Origin of the sequence: Rhizobium sp. P40RR-XXII (genome assembly GCF_012641405.1) — a bacterium.
In the GTDB taxonomy this organism is placed as follows: Bacteria; Pseudomonadota; Alphaproteobacteria; order Rhizobiales; family Rhizobiaceae; genus Rhizobium.
Map to the genome: position 1 here is coordinate 59,094 of NZ_JABAII010000007.1, position 16,063 is coordinate 75,156.

12 protein-coding genes and 1 riboswitch are annotated in these 16,063 nt (G+C 60.6%); of the genes, 6 read left to right on the plus strand and 6 right to left on the minus strand.

The annotated features are described in order from the left end of the window. Position 1 precedes the first annotated feature (1 nt). On the minus strand, positions 2 to 1,246 hold the full coding sequence (locus HGP16_RS15055) for an SRPBCC family protein (RefSeq protein WP_168840838.1): 1,245 nt from the start codon (positions 1,244 to 1,246) through the stop codon (positions 2 to 4). 96 nt (positions 1,247 to 1,342) lie between these two features. Continuing rightward, positions 1,343 to 1,547: riboswitch (cobalamin riboswitch) on the minus strand. Between the two features lie 349 nt (positions 1,548 to 1,896). Between HGP16_RS15055 and HGP16_RS15060 the strand changes: the two genes are divergently transcribed. The 3 genes from HGP16_RS15060 to HGP16_RS15070 are packed head-to-tail and all read left to right on the plus strand — an operon-like array spanning position 1,897 to position 4,997. Further along, positions 1,897 to 2,514, plus strand: coding sequence for a DUF6656 family protein (locus HGP16_RS15060; protein WP_168840839.1), 618 nt, complete (start codon positions 1,897 to 1,899; stop codon positions 2,512 to 2,514). A gap of 58 nt (positions 2,515 to 2,572) precedes the next feature. Further along, the gene (locus HGP16_RS15065) at positions 2,573 to 3,547 is read left to right on the plus strand and encodes an L-threonylcarbamoyladenylate synthase (RefSeq protein WP_168840840.1); all 975 of its coding nucleotides are present in this window, start codon (positions 2,573 to 2,575) and stop codon (positions 3,545 to 3,547) included. A gap of 19 nt (positions 3,548 to 3,566) precedes the next feature. Continuing rightward, on the plus strand, positions 3,567 to 4,997 hold the full coding sequence (locus HGP16_RS15070) for an FAD-binding oxidoreductase (RefSeq protein WP_168840841.1): 1,431 nt from the start codon (positions 3,567 to 3,569) through the stop codon (positions 4,995 to 4,997). 2 nt (positions 4,998 to 4,999) lie between these two features. On the opposite strand, the gene phnF is transcribed toward HGP16_RS15070, so the two are convergent. Further along, positions 5,000 to 5,734 carry a phosphonate metabolism transcriptional regulator PhnF gene (gene phnF / locus HGP16_RS15075; protein ID WP_168840842.1) on the minus strand — a complete coding sequence of 245 codons (735 nt, stop codon included), beginning with the start codon at positions 5,732 to 5,734 and terminating at the stop codon, positions 5,000 to 5,002. 72 nt (positions 5,735 to 5,806) lie between these two features. Between phnF and HGP16_RS15080 the strand changes: the two genes are divergently transcribed. After that, positions 5,807 to 6,358, plus strand: coding sequence for an MOSC domain-containing protein (locus HGP16_RS15080; RefSeq protein WP_168840843.1), 552 nt, complete (start codon positions 5,807 to 5,809; stop codon positions 6,356 to 6,358). Between the two features lie 300 nt (positions 6,359 to 6,658). Here HGP16_RS15080 and HGP16_RS15085 read toward each other — a convergent pair whose 3' ends face one another. Together HGP16_RS15085 and HGP16_RS15090 are read right to left on the minus strand one after the other, a co-directional pair. Next, complete coding sequence (locus tag HGP16_RS15085) at positions 6,659 to 9,628, minus strand: DNA translocase FtsK (protein ID WP_205926573.1); 2,970 nt, start codon at positions 9,626 to 9,628, stop codon at positions 6,659 to 6,661. Between the two features lie 222 nt (positions 9,629 to 9,850). Beyond that, on the minus strand, positions 9,851 to 12,358 hold the full coding sequence (locus HGP16_RS15090) for a DUF1217 domain-containing protein (protein ID WP_168840845.1): 2,508 nt from the start codon (positions 12,356 to 12,358) through the stop codon (positions 9,851 to 9,853). Positions 12,359 to 12,675: 317 nt separating this feature from the next. Between HGP16_RS15090 and HGP16_RS15095 the strand changes: the two genes are divergently transcribed. Next, positions 12,676 to 13,242, plus strand: a complete 567-nt coding sequence (locus HGP16_RS15095) for a DUF6101 family protein (RefSeq protein ID WP_168840846.1) — start codon at positions 12,676 to 12,678, stop codon at positions 13,240 to 13,242. 120 nt (positions 13,243 to 13,362) lie between these two features. Here HGP16_RS15095 and ubiA read toward each other — a convergent pair whose 3' ends face one another. Beyond that, positions 13,363 to 14,325, minus strand: a complete 963-nt coding sequence (gene ubiA, locus HGP16_RS15100) for a 4-hydroxybenzoate octaprenyltransferase (RefSeq protein WP_168840847.1) — start codon at positions 14,323 to 14,325, stop codon at positions 13,363 to 13,365. 179 nt (positions 14,326 to 14,504) lie between these two features. Next, positions 14,505 to 15,278 carry a MipA/OmpV family protein gene (locus tag HGP16_RS15105; protein WP_205926572.1) on the minus strand — a complete coding sequence of 258 codons (774 nt, stop codon included), beginning with the start codon at positions 15,276 to 15,278 and terminating at the stop codon, positions 14,505 to 14,507. Positions 15,279 to 15,590: 312 nt separating this feature from the next. Here HGP16_RS15105 and HGP16_RS15110 point away from each other — a divergent pair, with 312 nt between their 5' ends. Then, complete coding sequence (locus HGP16_RS15110; RefSeq protein ID WP_168840849.1) at positions 15,591 to 16,025, plus strand: hypothetical protein; 435 nt, start codon at positions 15,591 to 15,593, stop codon at positions 16,023 to 16,025. Positions 16,026 to 16,063: the final 38 nt, after the last annotated feature.

The following is a 16,063-nucleotide window of genomic DNA, read 5'->3' on the forward strand; positions in this document are numbered from 1 at the left end:
CTCAGGCAACCGCCGACAGCTTGGCCTGGTCGCCTTGCAGCCGGTTGATCATGAACGTCGTGTACCATTCGACGAACTGCATGACGCCGCCTTCATGGATTTCCGAATAGGGGCCGGGCTCATAGGCCGGCGAGCGGATACCAAAGGCATTCTCCTCGACGATGCGGCGGTCCTGATCGTTGGTTTCGGTCCAGACGTGCGTCAGCTCCTCGAGATTGTAGTCGACGCCCTCGACGGCATCCTTGTGGACGAGCCACTTCGTGGTGACGGCGGTTTCGTCGGCGCTGATCGGCAGGACGCGGAAGGAAATCGCATGGTCGCCGAGGATGTGGTTCCACGTCGTCGGGTAATGGAACAGCAGCATCGTGCCGATGCCGTTGATCGTCACATCCGGCGAAAGCGGCCGCCTGACGGCGTTCTGGCCGGACATGGTGTAGCTCTCGGCCCCCTCGATCAGCGGCATGCGCGCGGCGCGGAACTGTCCATCCGGCGAGATCTTGAACTCGCTCGGCAGGCCGGCCGCTTCGCAGCGCTGCCAGTGTTCGGTGATGACGGGGTCGTTCATCGCGCCCTGCACGCCGGTCACGGTCGGCGCTTCCGGGAAAGTGCGGCAAAGTTCGGGATGATTGGCCGCGCAATGGTAGCATTCGCGGTTGTTTTCCCAGACGAGCTTCCAGTTCCCCTTCTCAATGATGGTGCTCTGGAAGGCAACCTTGGCTTCGCTGATGCGATGCGGTGCCATGTAAGGTTCGATCGCGGCGCGAACCGGCTTGAAATCCGGCGCGTTCTGCGCGAGGCAAATGAAGATGTAGCCGCCGACGCTTTCGCAATGAACCGGCTTCAGCGAATGCTGGCTCTTGTCGAAATCCTCGGCCATCTGGCGGGCAAAGAGCAGAGAGCCGTCGAGCTCGTAGGTCCACTGATGATAGGGGCAGACAAGCTTTGCCGAGGAGCCGCGCTCGGTCGTGCAGACGCGCGAGCCACGATGGCGACAGCTATTGTGAAAGGCGCGGATGACCTGATCGCGGCCGCGGACGATCACGACTGGATAGTCGCCGATCTGGACGGTGAAATAATTGCCCGCGCGCGGCACTTCGCAATCATGGCCGATAAACAGCCAGTCGCGATAGTAGATCGTCTCCATATCGAGCTTGAAGTAGTCCGGATCGGTATAGAACGGTTGCTCCAGGCTCAAACCTGTCCGGTGGTTCTTCAATTGCCGCAGAACTTTGCTGCCAATATCCATTTGCCTATCCTTCGCAGTACCAGGAAACGGGCGCAGGACATGCGTGGCTGGTTGAAGACAGCCCAAAGCAATGCCCCGACCGCCCGCCGCGGTCAGTAAACCATATGTGCCCAAGGCTGGTTTCCGGGCTCTGGAGCGGCCCTGTTTCCAGGGCCCCATGGCACCTTCCCAGGTCGATCGACCCAGTGGCTTTATTCGCCATGCCTTACTCCACTACCGTTGCGGGGGCAGCGCCGGATTTTGACCGGCTTCCCAATTCTCCGTCTCCCTAGCAGACGGCACCTTGAGATTGATTTCATCATATCCCTCGGCCCGATCGGCCGCTGTGCTGCAATGCGACATCGGCTTCGAAATTGACGACAGACGGAACCGGACGATGGGACGGTTGCCTGTCGTTACAATATGGAGAGACAATTCAATCTCTTAGGCGCTTGCATGGGAGATGGCCCGCGCATCGCATGCGCATTCCGCCAATGGCGCTTTATCTTGATTGCGACAGATCCGCGAACGGCTGATAATCAGGGGAATGATTGGGCGGCGGAGAGCGACGGCAGAGCCGCCATCGAGAGCCGTCGCTCCGGCGCGATTAAGCTCGGCTCAAGCTCCATGATCCATCATGACGCCCAGAGAGTTTTATAGCGAGATCCGGCATGGCCAAACTCAGATATTTCGACGCTGGGAAGCCCGCCGAGCCCGAACCGGCGCCAGCGGTATCGACGACGGGGTACAGCGAATTCCTGCGTACCGGCCGCATCAACCGCAACAGGCCGCATTGGCTGGCGGAAGAGCGGGAATACCTCAGCCATGAGCAGGTGGCCGAGCGCACGGCGCTGAAGCTGCGGGACGCCGGTGAAAAGACCCATGACCGGCTCAACAATTTCCACAAGTCCATCCGCTTTCCGAAACTCATTTTTCATCACACGCTGAAGGACACGCCGCATCTCGGCTATTGTCACGTTACCGCCGCGCGGACCCAGTTCGCACGATATGAGGAAGTGAACTGGGCCTTCTATATCGCCAACTTCTTTGCCCGAATCGGCCAGGAAGAAAACTTCTTCGAAGACATCAGCCTGAAATATTCGCGGATGTATTTCGCCGTTGCCATCCATCCGGACAGGCAAGCGGAAGATAAGAAGCTGACGATCAATCGCGACATTCGCGGCAACGGCGTGCTGTTCCACACTCACGATCCGCAGATCGCCATCCGCAATGTTCTCCTGCTCGGCGCGCGCAACGAGCAGCTTCGCGACATCATTCGCCAGCTTTGACGATTGATCCGAAAACTCGAAGAGCATAAGAACGGCCTGAACTGCAAGTAGGCAGGCCATGGCACGACACATAGATATTCTCGAACATCCGCAAACGGCGATAGAGGTTGCGACGGTAACGCTTGCCGAAGGGCTGCCGATCGGTCTGCCGACGGAGACGGTCTACGGTCTCGCCGCCGATGCCACCAATCCCACAGCCATTACCCGGATCTACGAGACGAAGGGGCGGCCGCGCTTCAACCCGCTGATCTGCCATATGAGCGATCTCGCCATGGCGGAACGCTACGCGGTCTTCGATCTCGTCTCGCGCAAGCTGGCGGAGGCCTTCTGGCCCGGCCCGCTGACGCTGGTTCTGCCGCTCAGACCCGATAGCGGTATCCATCCGCTGGCGACCGCCGGGCTCGACACGGTCGGCATCCGCGTGCCCCAGGGCTTTGCCGGCGAGCTGATCCGCGCCTTCGACAGGCCGCTTGCCGCGCCGAGCGCCAATACGTCGGGCAAGATCAGCGCCACCAGCGCAGATCATGTCGATGACGATCTCGGGGAGCGGATCACGCTCATCCTCGACGCCGGGGCCTCGATCGTTGGCGTAGAGTCGACCATCGTCAAGGTCGAGGACGGCGAGTTGCGCCTCCTGCGGCCCGGTGGCCTTGCGGCAAGCGAGATCGAGCGGGTGGCGGGCAAGCCGCTGAAGCGCAGGAAGAAGGCTTCGGCCGCCATTGAGGCACCCGGCATGCTTGCCTCGCATTACGCACCGGGGGCTGCCGTGCGGCTCGACGCGACGGATGTCTCCGCAAACGAGACGCTGATCCGCTTCGGGACGCCCGAGATTGCCGGCATCGATAAAGCCGTCGCCGTGCTGGACCTGAGCGCCACTGGCGACCTTTCGGAGGCCGCCGCAAACCTTTTCGACTTCATGAAGCGCGCCGATGCTACGGGTGCTGCGACCATTGCCTTTTCGCATATTCCCGACGAGGGCCTCGGCGAGGCCATCAACGATCGGCTGCGCCGTGCCGCCGCGCCCAGAGAATAAATCCGGTAAAGGACACGCCATGAGCAGCTCCGCCCCCTCTCCCGACCTCCTTGACCGCTTCGCCGCCATCGTCGGCGAAAAACATGCAGTGCGGGGCCCGGCGGAGATCGCACCGCATCTCGTTGAAAATCGAGGGCTCTATCACGGCGCTTCGCCCATGCTGCTAAAGCCCGGTTCGGTGGAGGAGGTCTCCGCTATCCTCAAGCTTGCCAGCGAGACCGGCGCGGCGATCGTTCCGCAGACCGGCAATACCGGCCTTGTCGGCGGCCAGACACCGCGCGACGGAGGCTCCGATATCATCCTGTCGCTGGAGCGCATGAACCGGGTGCGCGACATCGATCCGGTCGGCAATACGATTGTTGTCGATGGCGGCTGCATTCTTGCCGATGTCCACAAGGCGGTGGCGGAGCATGACCGCATGTTTCCGCTTTCGCTCGGCTCGGAAGGCTCCTGCCGCATCGCCGGCAATCTTTCCACCAATGCCGGCGGCACGGCCGTTCTTGCCTATGGCAATATGCGCCAGCTCTGCCTCGGCCTCGAAGTCGTGCTGCCGACGGGCGAAATCTGGAATGGATTGCGCCGGCTGAAGAAGGACAATACCGGCTATGATTTGCGCGATCTCTTCATCGGCGCCGAAGGCACGCTCGGCGTCATCACCGGCGCGGTGCTGAAGCTCTTTCCGCAACCGCTCGGACATCAGGTCGCCTTTGCCGGCCTGCAATCGGTCGATGACGCGCTGAGCTTGTTCAAGAACGCCTCCAGCCTGTGCGGCACGGCACTGACCGGCTTCGAGCTGATGCCGCGCATCGGCGTCGAATTCACCACACGGCATATTCCGGGGGTGCGCGATCCGCTGGAGACGGCTCATCCCTGGTATGTGCTGATCGATATCTCCACCTCGGATTCGACTGAGACGGCCGAGCGGATGATGACGACGCTGCTGGAAAAGGGCTACGAGGACGGCCTCATACAGGATGCGACCATCGCCAGCTCCGAGGCGCAGCAGAAGGCCATCTGGCACATGCGCGAGAGCATGTCCGACGCGCAGAAGCCGGAAGGCGGCTCGATCAAGCACGACGTTTCCGTGCCGGTGGCGCAGATCCCGCAATTCATGGCGGAAGCCGAAAAAGCCGTTGTCGCCGCCATGCCGGGCGCGCGCGTCTGCGCCTTCGGCCACATGGGCGATGGCAATATCCACTACAACATCTCGCAGCCTGTCGGCGCGGACAAGGCGGAGTTCATCGGTCGCTGGCGCGAGATCAACAAGATCGTGCATGGGCTGGTGCTACAGCACGGCGGTTCGATCTCCGCAGAGCACGGCATTGGCCAGCTGAAGCGCGACGAGCTGGCGACGATCCGCTCCGATATCGAGATGGACCTGATGCGCCGGATCAAGACGGCCTTCGACCCGGCCGGGATCATGAATCCCGGGAAAGTCCTCAAGGTCTGATCCTAGACGGTCACCACGACCCGCTCGGAAGCAAAGCAGCCGACCTGGCAGGAAATGACCGTGCCACCGGCATCGATGTCTTCGCCGGCATAGGCAAGCACGGGCGTCAGGCGCGATTGCTGCAGAAGCCGCGCCTCGGTTTCCGTGGGCATGCGCGCCGTGATGTCGGTGGAACGGCGCCAATAATCCGTCACGCCGTACTCCTTCAGCGCCGCCGTGAACGAGCCCATTGCGGCGAATTTCTCCGCGAGGCCGGGAAAGTGCTTTGCCGAGCAGCTGCGCATGACGACCGAGACGGGAAGCGCGTCGGCATAGGCGACCAGGCACATTTCCAGCACAGTATCGCCCGGCTGCAGGTTCAACCTCGCGGCAATATCGGCGGTTGCCGGAACTTCCCTTGCCGAAGGAACCTTGCGGGTGAGGTTTGCATCCGTCGCGGTGAGATCCTTGCTGAAGCGCACCTTGTTGCCCAGTTGGAAGCGGACAGGCATGTCGGCGCGGACATAGGCGCCGCTGCCGCGCGCCACGCGCAAGAGCCCCTCGCCCTCCAGCTCGGCAATCGCGCGCCGCATCGTCACCCTGGAGACGCCGAATTGTTCGGACAAAGCACGCTCGCTCGGCAGGCGGCTGCCCGGCGCATGCCGGCCCCCATCAATGGCGCGTCTGAGTTCGGCGGCAACAGTCGCCCAGCCTCCCACAGCTTTTGCACCTTCGTCCCGTTGATTTTTCTCATCCATCACAAATCTGTCACCTTGAAATTGGTATATACCAATTTATAAAGATCCAGATTGTTTATGGAAGGGTTCGGCATGGGCGACAAGCGCATATATGTGACCTCGGTCAGCAGCAGCGGCGTGCACGAGTTCAGCAAGCAGATCAGAGATCATATTCAACTGCTGACGGGGCTCGGCGTGGAAGGAGATGCGCATATGGGGGTGACGGTGAAGCACCGCTCCCGCGTCGCGGTCGATCCGACGCAGCCCAATCTGCGCCAGGTGCATATCATCCATGACGAGCTGTTCGACGAACTAGCCGAAAAGGGATTTTCCGTTGCGCCGGGCGACATGGGTGAGAATATCTCGACCAGAGGGATCGACCTGCTTTCCCTACCTCAAGGCACGCGCCTGCATATCGGCGAGGAAGCGATCGTCGAGGTGACCGGCTTACGCAATCCCTGCAAGCAGATCGACAACTTTCAGAAAGGCCTGCTGCATGCGGTGCTCGATAAGGATGCCGATGGCGGACTGGTTCGCAAGGCCGGCATCATGGGCATCGTCTCGCAGGGCGGCCGGGTGCGGCGCGACGATACGATCCGTGTCGAGCTGCCGCCGCTGCCGCACATCAAGCTTGAGCGGGTTTAATATCGAGATCAATCTGACGCCCTCCACCTGAGGAGAAGCCAGCTCTGAGTTTGCTGAGCGTCCGATACCCCCCTCTGTCCCTTTCGGGACATCCCCCCACAAGGGGGAGATTGTTGGGAGTATGTCGCACCACTTCACTAAGTCAGCGCATTTTGGTTTCTGCGGGCGAGACGTTTGTTTGAGGCAGGCATGTGCCGCTGGTCACCAATCTCCCCCCCTGTGGGGGAGATGTCCCGAAAGGGACAGAGGGGGGTGCACACTCTCCGCGATTATCGCAGCCAATGTCATCCCCCAATTATACTAATCGAAATCGTCCTGACCCGAATTGCCGCCGCCATTGCGGTTGCCGGTGATGATCTCGCGCTTGCCGACATGGTTGGCGGGGCCGACCAGACCGTCCTTTTCCATCCGCTCGACGAGCGAGGCGGCGCGGTTGTAGCCGATGCCGAGGCGACGCTGGATGTAGGAGGTCGAACACTTCTTGTCGCGCATGACCACCTTGATCGCCTGCTCGTAAAGATCGTCGCCGTCTTCCGAGGCAATCGCGCCCTTATCGAAGACTGCGGTATCTTCTTCCTCGTCTTCTTCGTCCTCGTCGGCGGTGACGGTGTCGAGATATTCCGGACGGCCCTGCAGCTTCAGGTGAGCGACGACCTTCTCGACTTCCTCATCGGACACGAAAGGACCGTGAACGCGGGAGATGCGGCCGCCACCGGCCATATGCAGCATGTCGCCCTGGCCGAGGAGCTGTTCGGCACCCTGCTCGCCAAGAATGGTGCGGCTGTCGATCTTCGACGTGACCTGGAAGGAGATGCGCGTCGGGAAGTTCGCCTTGATGGTGCCAGTGATGACGTCGACCGAGGGACGCTGCGTTGCCATGATCAGGTGAATACCGGCGGCACGCGCCATCTGCGCCAGACGCTGGATCGCACCTTCGATCTCCTTGCCGGCGACCATCATCAGGTCGGCCATCTCGTCGACGATGACGACGATATAGGGCATCGGCGTCAGGTCCATTTCTTGGCTTTCCTCGATCGGGGCACCGGTACCCTTGTCGAAGCCGGTCTGGACCATGACGTGGATCGTCTCACCCTTTTCCTTGGCGGAGGCAACGCGGCTGTTGTAGCCGTCGATGTTGCGAACGCCGAGGCGCGACATCTTCTTGTAGCGATCCTCCATCTCGCGCACCGCCCATTTCAGCGCCATGACGGCCTTCTTGGGATCGGTGACGACGGGGGTCAGGAGGTGCGGGATGCCGTCATAGACGGAAAGTTCCAGCATCTTCGGATCGACCATGATGAGGCGGCACTGTTCCGGCGTCATGCGGTAGAGCAGCGACAGGATCATCGTGTTGATCGCGACCGACTTGCCCGAGCCGGTGGTGCCGGCAACCAGCAGATGCGGCATCTTCGCCAGCTCCGCGATGACGGGCTCGCCGCCGATGGTCTTGCCGAGGCCAAGCGCCAGCTTATAGCCGCTCTTCTCGAAATCGGGCGAATCGATCATCTCGCGGAAATAGACGGTCTCGCGGTTGACGTTCGGCAGTTCGATGCCGATGACGTTGCGGCCGGGAACGACGGCGACGCGAGCCGAAAGAGCCGACATCGAACGGGCGATATCGTCGGCGAGGTTGATGACGCGCGAGGATTTGACGCCTGGCGCCGGCTCAAACTCATAAAGGGTGACGACCGGGCCTGGACGGACATGGATGATCTCGCCCTTGACGCCGAAGTCCTCCAGCACGCTTTCCAGAAGGCCGGCATTCTGCTCCAGCGTTTCCTGCGTCATGATCACGCCGGAACGAACGGCAGGTTCCTGTAGCAGTTCGCGCGGCGGCAGCTCGTATTCGCCGTCAGCGGAGCGGGCGATCGGCCGCCATTCGGGCGGCGTCAGCGATGCGGGCCGGCGCGGCGAGATCCGCGATGGTGGTGCGTCGATCAAACGCTGAGCGGCGGCTTCGACCGCGGGGATCGTCGGCGCAGCCTTGGCGACCGGTTGGGCAGCAGCCGGCGCGGCGGCCTTGGTCGGCATCGGCGCCACGACCATGACAGGCGCGGGCCGGGTTTCAGCTTCGGCACCATAGACGGCGGTTACGAAAGCGGGCGGCACGAATGTTTCGGCCGGCTCCGCGACGGTCCGCGGCTCGGCCGCAGGTGCTTCGACGATGACGGGGTCCGCCTCGACGACCGGGGCCAGAACGGCGGCCTCAAGCGCGGCAAGCTCGTCCATGGCCGGCGTGCTCAGATCTGCCTCCAGTAAGCTGGAAGCGGTTCCGACGGGGGCAATCGTTTCGGCGACCGAAGACGGCACGACAATGGGTTGTGCCTCGACAGCGGCGGCCGGACGGCGGCACTCGACGACGCGGAACTTCGCAATGATCGATTCGGCATCGACTTCCGGCTTGGGCGGCATTGCCGGCTGCTTCGGCCCACCCTTGAGGGCAGAGACGAACTCACCGTCGAACGGCATCGCATCCCAGAAGGCGAAATCGGAAAGATGGACAAGACGCGACTCGACCACAGGCGCGGCTAGGGACTCGGGAACACTTGACTGTACAGGGGAAGCATCCAGCGCGATCGCGGGAGCTTTCGAAAATGCGGTAGCGATAACGGTCATCTCCAATGCGTCCGGCTCGGTTGCCGGAGAATTCTGAATTAGTGAGGGCATGTAGCCCCCGACCGCAAAAGGCATGTCCTCAAGCGGCGGCAGGTGGAACTCGTCCTGCCGCGCGGGCGGAACGACAATGGTTGCAGCCGGGGTTGCAGCCGCCTCGACGACCGGCGACTCCATCACGCGCATGGTAGCGTGCGCGGAGACCTGCGGCCTGACTTCGGCCTTCGGCTCGGCCGGCGGACGGCGGCTGATGATTTCGTTTTCGCGCGTGCGGGTGAAGCGCACGTTCGGACCCATCAGGAAGGCATTCTGCCAGCCGGGCGATGCGAGATCTTCCGCGGAGATTCCCTGCGGCAGAATGGCCATTTCCTGCTCGCTCGTAGCGGCGGCTGCCTGCAGCGCTTCCACGACCGGCGGCGGTGCGGCGGCGGTGCGCCGTCTCACCTCTTCGGCAAGGCGCTTTTCCTCGGCGCGGCGCTGTTCTTCAGCCTTGCGCTTGGCTTCGCGGGCGTTGCGAATCTTCTCTTCCAGAAACGCGCGGCGAGCGGCGATCTGCTCGGACCGGCGCGCCTCTTCGGCTGCCTGCTCCGGGTCGAGATCGCCCTCCGGCTGGACGCCTTGTGACGCATTGGAAACTGTCGTTCGGGAAAGACGCATGAGACCTGCAACCCAGTCATTGATATTGCCGTTGGCTTCCCAAATCGAATAGGGCAAGGATGGTTAATAAGTTCCTTCCTGCCGTTGTGGAAAGCAGCCATCCCGCCCCGGTCGAACGACCCCTGCGCATCCCGGTAAACCCCACGGAAACAAGCGCATGGCGGTCCTTTACCGGCGCGAAACCGCGACGAGGAGACAGGTTAAATTTTTTGCGGGAGCCTGCTATCGCGACGAGGACAGTTGCGCGATGGAAAGCAGCGTGTCGGCGCTGATGCCGGCGCTGGAAGAGGAGCCGGTGAGAATCGAAAGCGCCGGAGATGTCGAGGAGGTCGTATTGTTCTCGAGGTCGTACATCGCGGAGAATCGCTGCAGCAGCTTGTTGACCTTGTCGGGGTCCTGCAGGTCGGTAACGTCGACGAATTTGCTCAGCATCTTGGCCTGGGTATCGACATCCATGTTGGAGATCGAGCTCGGCAGATTGTAGGTCGTGGTGATGACCTCATAAAGCGCCGAATCGCCCATGATGTCATAGACCGAATTGATATCCGGCGCTTTGCGCTGGAAGTAGAGGGCCAGGCGCACGCCGGCATTGGTCTCGCCTTCCTGATCTTCCAGCGTCTGATGCAGGTAAAGATCGTTGGTTGCGGCGAGCGTGCCCTGGTTTTGCGCCGTGCCCAACTTACTGTCGGTCAGGTTTCCGTCGGTGTCGAAATTGAACGCTTCGACGATGCTCTTGAACTTGGCACCGTCATCCGTGTTGATGAAGCTCTTCGAATCGGACAGATCCGAAGCAAACGCCTTCTTCAACGTGGCCGTATCGACGGTCTTCGGATCGATGCCGTTGGCAGTCAGGATGAAATTGGTCAGTTTGCTGTCGGCCAGCAGATCCTTGAGGCTGGTGACCTTGACGATATTGGTCGCAAAATAGGTGCCGGCGTCCTTGGCGTCGCTGGTCGCCTTGGTCAGCTCGGCGCCCGTCAGACCGGCCGTGGTCCGGCTGGAATAATCGGAGATATAGCTGTTGACCTGCGTCTGCGACAGGGACTGGATCGGCGCCTTCAGATTGCCCTTGCTGTCGAAGTTGAAGGCCTTGGCAAGCTCGGTAAAGCGTGGATCCTTCAGCGAATTGACATAGCTCTTCGGATCGTAGGGGTCGCTTTCGAGGATCTTCGTCAGCTGGGACTTGGTGACTTCGTTCTCGCTGATCCCATAAGCCCGTAGCGCCATCTCGTAGAGTTCCGGCGCGCTGTCGTTGGTGGTATCGCTGTCGGCGGTGTTGCTCGTGAAGAAATCCTTGATGGTCTTCACGTCGGAGATGCGGTTCTTGTAATTGTTGACGGCATCCGTCGTCAGCGTCGACTGCGACGACTGGTAGCTGCTCATATAGGCCTTGGAGGCCGCGTCGATCTCATCCTGTGACTGCGCGGTTTGGCCGGAGGCGAGCGTGCCGTCCGATTGGAAATTGAACTGCGAAACGACATCAGTCAGGCCGAATATGGCGGCGGTCGACGGATCGCCGAAAGCATTCTTGAAGACGACCGCCGGCGTCGTCGGATCGATGTTGTAGGCCTGCCTGATGTAGTCGAAGAGGCGCGTATCAGAGGTCAGCTGGTCGACGGAGGTGATCGAACCGATGTGGTTCTTGTAGTAAAGGTCATTGTCGGCCGCACCGACGCTCGTGACGAACGAGGGCACGGTGGAATTATAGGCGCTCATCACATCGGCCTGCTGGCCGAGGGTCTGGGGGCCTCTCGGATAGTTTGCGGTATAGGCTGTCGTCGTGGCGCTGATCTGATCCGCGGTCTGCGCCTGCGAGCCGGAGGCGACTGTTCCATCGCTCTCAAAGTTGAACTTGGCCATGACATCCGTCAGCCCGTTCGAAGTCGCCGTACCCGCATCCTCGGCCGAAGCGTTGAACTGATCGGCCGTGATATAGGCGGGGATATCGAATGCCGTCTTGACGTATTGGAACAGCTGCGGATTGGACGTCAGCTGATCGACGGAGGTAATCTTGCCGATATTGGCCTCGTAATAGGCCGTATCGCTGTCCGCCGTCGATGTCTTGACCGTGCCGTCGGCATTGAAATTGAATTCCGCCACCAGGGCCTTGTCGGCGGCGCTGCCGTTCTGATTGACGTAGCTGTTGGGATCGCTGGGATCGCTCGTCAGCATCTGCTTCAGAATGGAGTTCGACGCATAGGTCGGGTCGATGCCATAGGCCTGCAGCACATAGTTGCGCAGGCGAGTGTTGCCGAGGAGATCATCGACCGTCTTAACGGAGCTGATATTCTGGCTGTAGTAGTTCGTTTCGGTCGCCGCGGCCGTCTCCTCATTCGTAAACGACTGCTGATAAAGGCCGATGAGATCGTCTTCCTGCGTGCTGGTCTGTGCCGTATTCGTGCTGCCCGTACCGAAATTGAACGCGGCCGCGAACTGCTTGTAGCGCGGATCGGTCAGCTTATTTGCGAAACTGCTGGAGTCGCTGAGGTCGCTGGTCAGCACCTGTTTCATAAAGGCCTTGGCATAGGTCATGTCCGAAAGCCCGTAGGCTTCCATGGCGTAACTGTATAGCTGATAGTCATTCAGGAAGTCATCGACATCGGTTACTTTGCCGATATTGGCGTTGTAATAGTCGATCAAACGCTTGTTTTGCGACTGTGATGCCACCTGGTTGAGCGAGGTCGCCATATCTCTGGTTGCGATCGTATAACCAAGATAAGTGGAAATCATCAGCAGGATCCCAATAGATCTCTAATAAAGGGGACGAATCTATTTGCCATTATTGCATACAAACCTTACCTGAGACTTACACAGGCTCGCCTTATGCGTGCACTATATTGGCGCGCTGCCCTGCCGTGTGTTCATCTTATGGAAACCCTGATGCATTCGATTTTGCTAACCATTTGAGGACGCAAAGTTTTCTTAACCTCGATTTTTAAGCTGTCTGGAAGGGACGGCGCCTAATCTGCCCAACAACGAGAGGACAAAAGTTCTCCGAGAGAAGACCGGAAAAACCGGCTCTCAGGTAAAGCAAGGGTAGAAAATCGATGACAAATACCGTCCTGAAGCCCGATTGGGCTGGAACCACACTGCGGCTCGATCCGGCGCGCTTCCCGCAACAGGTCAGCTATGCCATGCGCGGTGCCGTTGGTGATGTCACCATTACGATCGACGAGCGCGGCGCTGTGCTGCGCAAGATCCTGCCGTCCAGCGGCCTGCCGCTGTCCGTCGCCTTGCCGAAACGTGCCTTCAAGGGCGTCGCCGCCCGCGCCATCGACCATGGCGACGGCGAAGTCACCGTCACGCTGGAACTGCATCACTCCGATCCGGATCTCTGCATTCCCCTTCTCGTCGCCCACGACCTGAGCGACATCGCCGCCGACTGGCGTTCCTGGTCGGAAGCCTTCCGCATTCCGATGCTGATGATCGAAGCCGACGGCGTCGCCCGCCCGCTGGAAGAACATCTGGGCGGCGTCCGCTCGCAGGACAGCCAGCCGCGCCGCCGCCACTCCTATTTCGCCGATCGCCGCCCGCGCTTCCTCGTGCGCCGCACCACAGGCAAGCTCGGCGTCAAGATGAAGATCGAAGGCCGCGAGATCATCGCAAGGCGTTGAGCCGCATTCGCCGAAATCCGGCCATTCTGAAAGACCGGCTGTGGGACGAACAATCCCACGGCCGAAATCTTTTATGGTGTCAGCAAGATTTGCTGTCCGCTTCAGCTTGGAACAATTCCCTCACGGGATCAGAAACAGGAACGACAGGAAGAGACCGGCAAAGATGATCAGGCCGACCCGATTGTTCGATTTAAACAGGGCAAGGCATTGCTCGCCATCTTTGATGTCAAGCACGGCAATCTGGTAGGCGAACATGCCGCCGGCGACAAGCAGGCCGAGATAGGCAAGCCAGGTCGCTCCGGCCAGCGCAAAGGACGTCAGCATCAGAAGCAGCGCGGCACCATAAAGGCCGACCAGCCAGAGGCGCGTCCGATCGCCAAAAAGACGGGCCGTCGAGCGCACGCCGATCAGCTCGTCGTCTTCCTTGTCCTGGTGGGCGTAGATCGTGTCGTAACCGATCGTCCACAGGATGGAGGCGAGATAGAGCACGATCGGAGCAAGCGACAGGCTGCCGAAAAGGCCCGCCCAGCCCATCAGAGCACCCCAGGAAAAGGCAAGACCGAGGAAGAATTGCGGCCAGTCGGTGAAGCGCTTCGCAAAGGGATAGAACGCGACGATGCCGAGCGACAGCACGCCGAGAACGACGGCAAACCAATTGAACTGCAGCAGCACCAGCAGACCGACCAGGGCCTGCAGCGCGATGAAGGCCTTGGCCTGCGCGCGCGTCACACGGCCCGATGGCAGCGGACGCGAGCGCGTGCGCGCGACCGACATGTCGATCTCATGATCGACCAGATCATTGTAGGCGCAGCCGGCGCCACGCATGGCGACCGCGCCGATAAAATAGAGAACGAGGTGATAGATCACCACGAAGCCTGGCGAGCCGTGCCCCATGGCGACGGAAGCATTGGCCGCCAGCGCGACCGACCAGAAACACGGCCACATCAGAAGCTGCCAGCCGATCGGCCTGTCCCAGCGCGCAAGCTGGGCATAGGGCCACAGCCAGGGAGGCAGGACGCGATAGACCCAGTTGCCGGATGGCGCGTCAGCAACGCGCCCATTGATGTCGCCCGTGTTTTGCATAGGCGAGTAGTAGTGACATCCGGCGCCGGAGGTCAAGCGGCGGGGCGTTAGAGTCGGATGATTTTAGGTCGCAGCGACCTAAAATCTGAATCCGCCCTAAAATCAAAGAATTAGAGCATGATGTTGTCCGAAGACCGCTCAAACACCTTTCAGCATCATGCTCTGGCCCCGCCCATTTCTCAATGCGTCGTGAAATTGAACTTGTAGCTGGCCGAGACGCCGATCAGCAGCTGGTTGCGGTCGCCGCGCTCGCGCACGAGGCTGCTGTCGGCAGCCGGGCCGGTGAGCCGGGTATATTCCAGGAAGGTGCTGGTGGTCCAGTTTTCCGATGCCTTCCAGGTCAAGGCGCCGCCGACACCAACGGACTTCACCCCGCCGCCGGGATTGTAGCGGCCGAGGCCGGAAGCGGCGGATTCACGCGCGTCAACGCCGTAGTAGGTATTGAAATAGTCGTTGGTGGCCATCGTCATGCGCGGCCCGCCCGAGAGGCGCAGCTCCGGCGTAATATCGGTAAAGGCGTCGATGGCCGCATCGGCGACGAGGCCACTGTGGGAACGAATGCCCTGCCGCACTTCGATGCGGGCGCGCAGCCAATCGGTCGGATAGGCTTCAGCGAAACCACCGGCTTCGGCACCCCATTTCACCTTCTTCAGCCCCCTCAGTTCGCGCCCGTCGCTGCTGTCGCGGCTCGGCACGAACTTGCCGACGATACCGACACGAAAATCGTTGGTCTCGATCAGGGCGAAGGATGGATTGTCGTTGCGTGATGAAAAGCGCGGCCCGGGACCCTGCCGGCCGATCGAGACCAGCGGCGACCACTGCAGCTTGTTGTGCCTGCCGCCTTCGAATTTCGGCGCGGAGAAACCGGCCGCACCGACGCTTAGGTACCAATCACCCGACCAGAAATGCTGACCATCGGCGGCGGAGGCGGCACCGGCACAGGCAACGGACAGGCCAAAAACGAAAAGAAAACGCGACTTTGCAAACACACTGCAACTCCATGATACGCAATACAAAGGGCTATGAACGCAGCCCTAGAGTTGCCGCAAAATATTCGGATCGCGTTACCGCTCTCTTAACCACAAGACGCTGAATTCGATGAAAAGAACCAAATTCAGGTTGTGTGGGCGGTGGCATCGGGCATGCGGTGATCTGTCGCGGTGATTTAATTGCCGCATGAGTTACTCAATCACAGGTAACGGTCGGCATTTCCTTTGTCGCCCGCCATTTTGCAGCCCCCCTCGATTTTCAAAGAAGAGCAACGAATGAAGACCGTATCTCTGATTTCCTTAGGTCTGTTTCTCAGCGCTACCATGGCGTTTTCCGGCTGCGTCAGCGCCCCGATCGGCGGGGCAAAACAAAGCCAGTTTTCCCGCCAAATCGCGCCGGGCAAGAAGACGAAGATTACAAGCGCTTCTCTTGTGAAGCAGGACCGCACGTTTGCAGGGTTTCCCTATACGGGTGTCGTCAAGGCGCCTGCCCATGGCAAGATTGAGGTCGAGCACGGCCCGGTCGCAGCAAAGTTTCCGAAAGACAGCAACGCCTACCTGTGCTCGGGCAAGGCGGTTCAGGGAAACATTGTCTACTACACGCCGAACCCAGGTTTCTCGGGCACAGATCAATTCACCATGCGACTCACGGGACTGAATACCGACGGCACCGTGCAGGACGGCACGTTCATCGTCCATGTCGGCAAATAACGACCTTGCGGCTTGACGGAGCAAGACCAGAAACGCCG